This window comes from Streptococcus oralis ATCC 49296 (assembly GCF_000185265.1).
Lineage (GTDB): Bacteria > Bacillota > Bacilli > Lactobacillales > Streptococcaceae > Streptococcus > Streptococcus oralis_BC.
This window is the reverse complement of the sequence record NZ_GL622183.1, coordinates 127,523-132,869: the sequence shown is the minus strand read 5'-3', so window position 1 is coordinate 132,869 and position 5,347 is coordinate 127,523. Positions and strand designations below refer to the sequence as shown.

At 39.9% G+C, this 5,347-nt stretch carries 5 protein-coding genes; all 5 read left to right on the top strand.

Features of this window, described 5'->3' with window-relative positions; translation table 11 throughout:
• A partial coding sequence (gene essC, locus HMPREF8578_RS02875; protein WP_000292754.1) for a type VII secretion protein EssC occupies positions 1-2,381 on the top strand: 2,381 nt, incomplete at its 5' end.
• A 15-nt stretch (positions 2,382-2,396) separates the two neighbouring features.
• Positions 2,397-2,756 (top strand): TIGR04197 family type VII secretion effector, encoded by a 360-nt coding sequence (locus HMPREF8578_RS02870; protein ID WP_001128423.1) that lies wholly within the window; start codon positions 2,397-2,399, stop codon positions 2,754-2,756.
• Complete coding sequence (locus HMPREF8578_RS02865; protein ID WP_000737095.1) at positions 2,756-3,112, top strand: hypothetical protein; 357 nt, start codon at positions 2,756-2,758, stop codon at positions 3,110-3,112. The genes HMPREF8578_RS02870 and HMPREF8578_RS02865 overlap by 1 nt, the downstream gene beginning before the upstream one ends.
• A 1-nt stretch (position 3,113) precedes the next feature.
• Positions 3,114-4,730, top strand: coding sequence for a thioredoxin domain-containing protein (locus HMPREF8578_RS02860; RefSeq protein ID WP_000240274.1), 1,617 nt, complete (start codon positions 3,114-3,116; stop codon positions 4,728-4,730).
• Positions 4,731-4,743: 13 nt separating this feature from the next.
• On the top strand, positions 4,744-5,286 hold the full coding sequence (locus HMPREF8578_RS02855) for a hypothetical protein (RefSeq protein ID WP_000447740.1): 543 nt from the start codon (positions 4,744-4,746) through the stop codon (positions 5,284-5,286).
• Positions 5,287-5,347 lie beyond the last annotated feature (61 nt).

The window sequence follows — 5,347 nt, the reverse complement described above, 5'->3', positions numbered from 1 at the left end:
TCAACTTCCACCCTCATGATGTGGCTTTCTTGCTGATTGACTATAAGGGTGGTGGGATGGCCAATCTCTTTAAAAACCTACCTCACCTCTTGGGGACGATTACTAACTTGGATGGTGCCCAATCCATGCGAGCCTTGGCTTCGATCAATGCGGAGATCCATCGTCGTGAACGACTTTTTGGAGAGTTCGAAGTCAACCATATCAATCAATACCAGAAGAAATTTAAAAACGGAGAAGCGACAGAACCTCTCCCTCACCTCTTCCTCATCTCGGATGAGTTCGCAGAGCTCAAGGTCAACCAGCCTGACTTTATCAAGGAGCTGGTATCTATTGCGCGTGTCGGGCGTTCCCTCGGGGTTCACTTGATCCTAGCTACTCAAAAGCCATCAGGTGTGGTGGATGACCAGATCTGGTCCAACTCTCGCTTCAAGATTGCCCTTAAGGTGGCGGATCGTTCGGACTCCAATGAAATGCTTCATACACCGGATGCGGCCGAAATTACCCAGACGGGGCGTGCCTATCTGCAGGTCGGAAATAATGAAGTCTATGAGCTCTTCCAGTCAGCTTGGTCAGGCGCGGATTACCAGCCGGATAAGGACGATATGGGGATCGAGGACCATACTATCTACCTGATCAATGAATTGGGGCAGTATGAGATTTTGAATGAAGATCTTTCAGGCTTAGAAGATGTGGATGAGATCAAGGAAGTTCCAACAGAGTTGGATGCGATAGTGCACCATATCCAGCTCTTGTGTGAGGAACAAGAGATTCCTCCAGTGCCACAGCCATGGTTGCCACCACTTAAGGAGCGCATCGCGCTAGAGGAGCTGGAAGAAGTGCAACCAGCAGTAGCATGGGCACAAGAGAAATCACTCTCTGTCCTCTTGGGGATGGCGGATATCCCGCAGGCCCAGAAGCAGGAAGCTGTCTCTATCAATCTCTCCAAGGATGGTCATATCCTCCTCTACGGAAGTCCGGGTACAGGAAAGACGACCTTCTTGCAAACCGCAGCCATGGACTTGGCGAGAAAGTACAGTCCCAAGGATCTTACCATGTACTTGATGGACTTTGGGACCAATGGTTTGGCTCCATTGTCTAAGCTTCCACAGGTGGCGGATACCATGCTTCTGGACCAAACGGAGAAGATCTCTAAGTTTGTACGAATCATGGAGAAAGAACTCAACCGTCGTAAGAAACTGCTTGCGGACTATGGAGTTGGGACCTTAGAACTCTACCGTCAGGCTAGTGGTCAGGAAGAGCCGGCAATTGTCATCCTTTTAGATAGCTATGAAGCCTTCAAGGAAGAAGCCTATGAGGCGGAACTATTCAAGCTCTTGGTGCGTATCTCCCGTGAAGGTCTCAGTATCGGGGTTCACCTCTTGATGACAGCCGGACGTCAGACTAACCTTCGTGCTCAACTCTACTCAAACTTCAAGCACCAGTTGAGCCTGCCACAGAATGAGGCTGGTGAAGTGCGGGCCATCGTGGGCTCTACACCACTCGCTATGACTATGGAAGACATCAAGGGACGGGCTCTTATGAAGCGTGAAGAGGTGGATGTCATCCAGCTGGCACTCCCAGTTTATGGAGCCAACGACACCCAAGTCCTCAACAACCTACGTCAGGAAGTCGCTTCCCTCCAAGAAGCCTGGACCGGACAGCGCCCAAGTGCCATTCCGATGGTGCCAGAGGAGTTGACGATGGAAGAATTTTTGAATTTGCCTGATGTGCAAGAGGCTATTGAGAATCGGGAATTGCCGATTGGTTTGGAGTTTGAAATGGTACAGAGTATTGCTATTTCGTTTAATCAATTAAAAAGCTTGATTTATCTGTCTGATTCTGCTGAGTCATTAGAAAATCAAACACATCATTTATTGAATACATCACTCTGTTTTGGAAAGAAATTAAAAGTGATGCTTGTAGATCCACTGGAGGAATATAGATCTTATAGTGAAAAAGTATCAACGTATATTAGTAGTAAAAAAGAGATTTCTGAAATAGCTCAACAATTAATATTTGAAGTTAATCGTCGACTAGAAGGAGACTTATACTCTGATTGGTTGATTTTTATGCCAAATATAAAAGTAATTGTTGAGCATGGTCTGTCAGAAAAAGATTTGGACTTTTTATTCAAAAATGGTTTGCGTGTAGGATTGCATTTTGTAATTGGTGGTGAGTATTCATATATTGGAAATAACATCCATGAAGTTCCGAAATATCTTAAATCCAATGCGCAGTGGGTTATGTTGGGTATGCGTTTAATGGATCAAATGTTTTTAGATAAACCTTATAATAATAGAGAGGCTCGACTAGAGTTGGATGAGGTTTATCTGCATGATCGTAAACAAGCTGTTAAATTAAAAATTACTAAAAATGACTAATTTGGAGGAATTTGTATGCCACTAATACAAAGTAAAGAAGAAGTAGCTAGTTCTATTGCATCTGGAATTGCTAGCTCATCTAGTAGTATTATATCTGGAAATAAAGTTGTTCTAGACCAATCGAGTGAGTATCCAGGAAATAGTACAGCTGCGGAGAAGATTCCTAAAGAAGCTGAGTACGCGTCTTCTATTGCAGAGGTTTTAAATGGATTTGTTTCACGGATACAGAGTACAGCCGCTGAGTTTGTAGCAGTGGATAGTCAGCTTGCTGGAAACATAGATACCAATACTTCTACGCTACCTCAAACGAGTGCAGTTCCAAAGAATAATACTACATTTGTTCCAAATAGTAGCTATTTTTCAGAAGAGGAATAATGAAGAAACTAACATTAGAAGAAATCGATAATAAATCAAAAGAATTGGATAATTTTCTAAATCAACTAAGTTTGGAGAAGAAGAAAGTTACTCGCAAAGAAAATGAACTATTTGAAATGCATCGACAAAGTCTGCTTCCATTGCGACAAATCTTAGAATTGCCTCTATCGTCAAAAGATTATCAAACTTATCAAGATTTGATAATGGACATAGGCAGTGTAGGTGCATTAGTTGAAGCGTGGTCGGAGGAACGAAAAGATTCAATCAAGAAACAAGAAGACCGATTGGAAAGAGAGTTAGATGAGCTCTGCCATGCTCGAAAGAAATTAATGATAGAACAGGAGTCGCATAAGTAATATGGTAAAAATGGTATTAGGATCTTCTGATACACAGGGTCAGACAATGGCTTCTGTGGGAGAAGTTAGAATAGTCTCCTACGATCAAGCAATTTCTGCATTATCAGCATTTGATAATGCAGGAGATTTGCAAGGGGCAGCCTATGATAGTGGTAAACAATATGGTATGAATGTAATCACTCCCTTGCTCAAGGGAGCTATCATGTATACAGAATTGGTGAGTGAAGCTGTTCCAAAGCTACCATCAAAATATCGTTCAGAAGTTGGCGATGAGGATCTTGATTCAGAGGTACTTGAAAGTGAAATTCGTAGTCTTGAAGCTAGTCTTCACAGCATTAGAGGGATGTACAATGCAATGGTTGGAGATGAATCTACAAATGCAAGCACTTTAAGTAGTCTTTCAAATCGTATGGATGAACTCCTAAAACAAAGAAATGAAAAAATAGATAAGCTCCGCAAGTTAAATATGTTTGCTGGAAGTTCTAATGAAGTTTTTTCTGTAGGGGAAGGTAATAGCTTAGTTGATGACTTAGCTCAAAATCTCCAAACGGGCTTAAGTCAAATCCAAACAGAGTTTTCAAGTTTTAGTGGTACTTTTCCCAAGCACTCTGTGCATACTTTGGGATGGGCAAAGAATATCGAGGGTGAGTGGGAAAATAAGGTTAAGATTGACGGAGATTATAAGAAGGTTCTTGAGAAAATAAAAGATGGCAAAGAACTCTCTGAGGATGATGTGAAAGCGCTCGAAGCTTATCGAAAACGCTATAGAAGGGATCTTCCTGATAGTGTGAATAATGCTTTGAAGAATTATGTTGAAAAAGGAACCAATGATATTGTAAAAATGATATCAGATACTTTAGAGGCATATAAAAGAGGAGAAATTAGCGAAGAAGCTATAAATGATGTTTTTAATTTCCTACAACAAAATGGTATAAATATTTCTCTGGATGATCTAAAAAATAAGTCTGTAGATTTTTTTAAGGAAAGTATCACTTCAAAATTGAGTGATAAATGGTCTGAGTTAGCGACAGAATATTACACCTCTTACATGCTTCCATATCAAGTTCCATATTTAATCAATGGCTTAAAATCACAGATTGGGAATACACTAACGAAATATGGATTAAGTGCACTTCTATCAACTGCACCTGGATCTACAGTTAATAAAATGGTGGGAGAAACTATTGAGAAAATTGGAGATGCTGTAATACCGTTAGTGAATAAATTAGATGGATTCTTAGGGAGCGCTAAATTTGCGAAAGCATTACCATTTGGATTAGGAGCGGCAATTGACTTTGCAGGGCAATTGTTAAGTGGTGAAGAACTTGGAGATGCAGCAGTGAAGACAGGTGGACATCTCCTGATTCAATTAGCTTTAGGTACTGTAGGTGGTCCGATTGGTTTCCTTGCTGGTGTAGGATTGTCAATGGGATTTGATTATCTATATGATAAATATGGAGATAAAGTTGTGGAATTTGCTGGTGATGTTTGGGATAGTACAAAGAAAGTAGTAGGTGATACGATGAAATCTGTTGGTGATACAGCTGAGAAAATATGGGACAGTGCGGGAGATGCAGTTAATGGATTTTTCTCGGGGTTAGGTAGTGTATTTAATTAAAAAGGATGTACATATGGAAACAATTATTAATTTAGGGATATGGGAGAACAAAAATTATCATTTTGATTGGGAGAATAAGGTATTGCTAGAGGAAACATCTTCTCCTAATTACTGGTCTTATATTCTATTGCCTGTTACGCTATACATTATCAATAAAATTTCTGATATATTGGCTGAAGCTGGAATATTTAATAATCAGTTAGTCCGAGTTGGGACGGTTCTGATTTTAGGCGTTTTATCTTATTTTTTAGCCGCTTTGATTATCAGATTTTACCACGGAACTTTAAAATTAAAAAAATCAGAGTTGGATGAGGAACAGAGTAAGAAATTTGTCAGATCTTTGAAGAGAAGAAGGGGGTACTTTAAATGTCTTCTTAATCTTTTTAGAATCCTAACTGTAGTCGCTATTCTTTTGTTTGTCATTGGAAATGAAACCATTGCCGTACTCTTTTTGCTGGTTAGTTTTTTAGTGATATTTATGTTCAAATTTGATTACCAACTTAATAGATGGTTTGAAATCATTAAAATAGTAGAAAAAGGAGAGAAGAATGTCTAATTTATTACCTATTGGTACTATTGTTCGTCTACATAATGGGACGATTGATGTGATGATTATT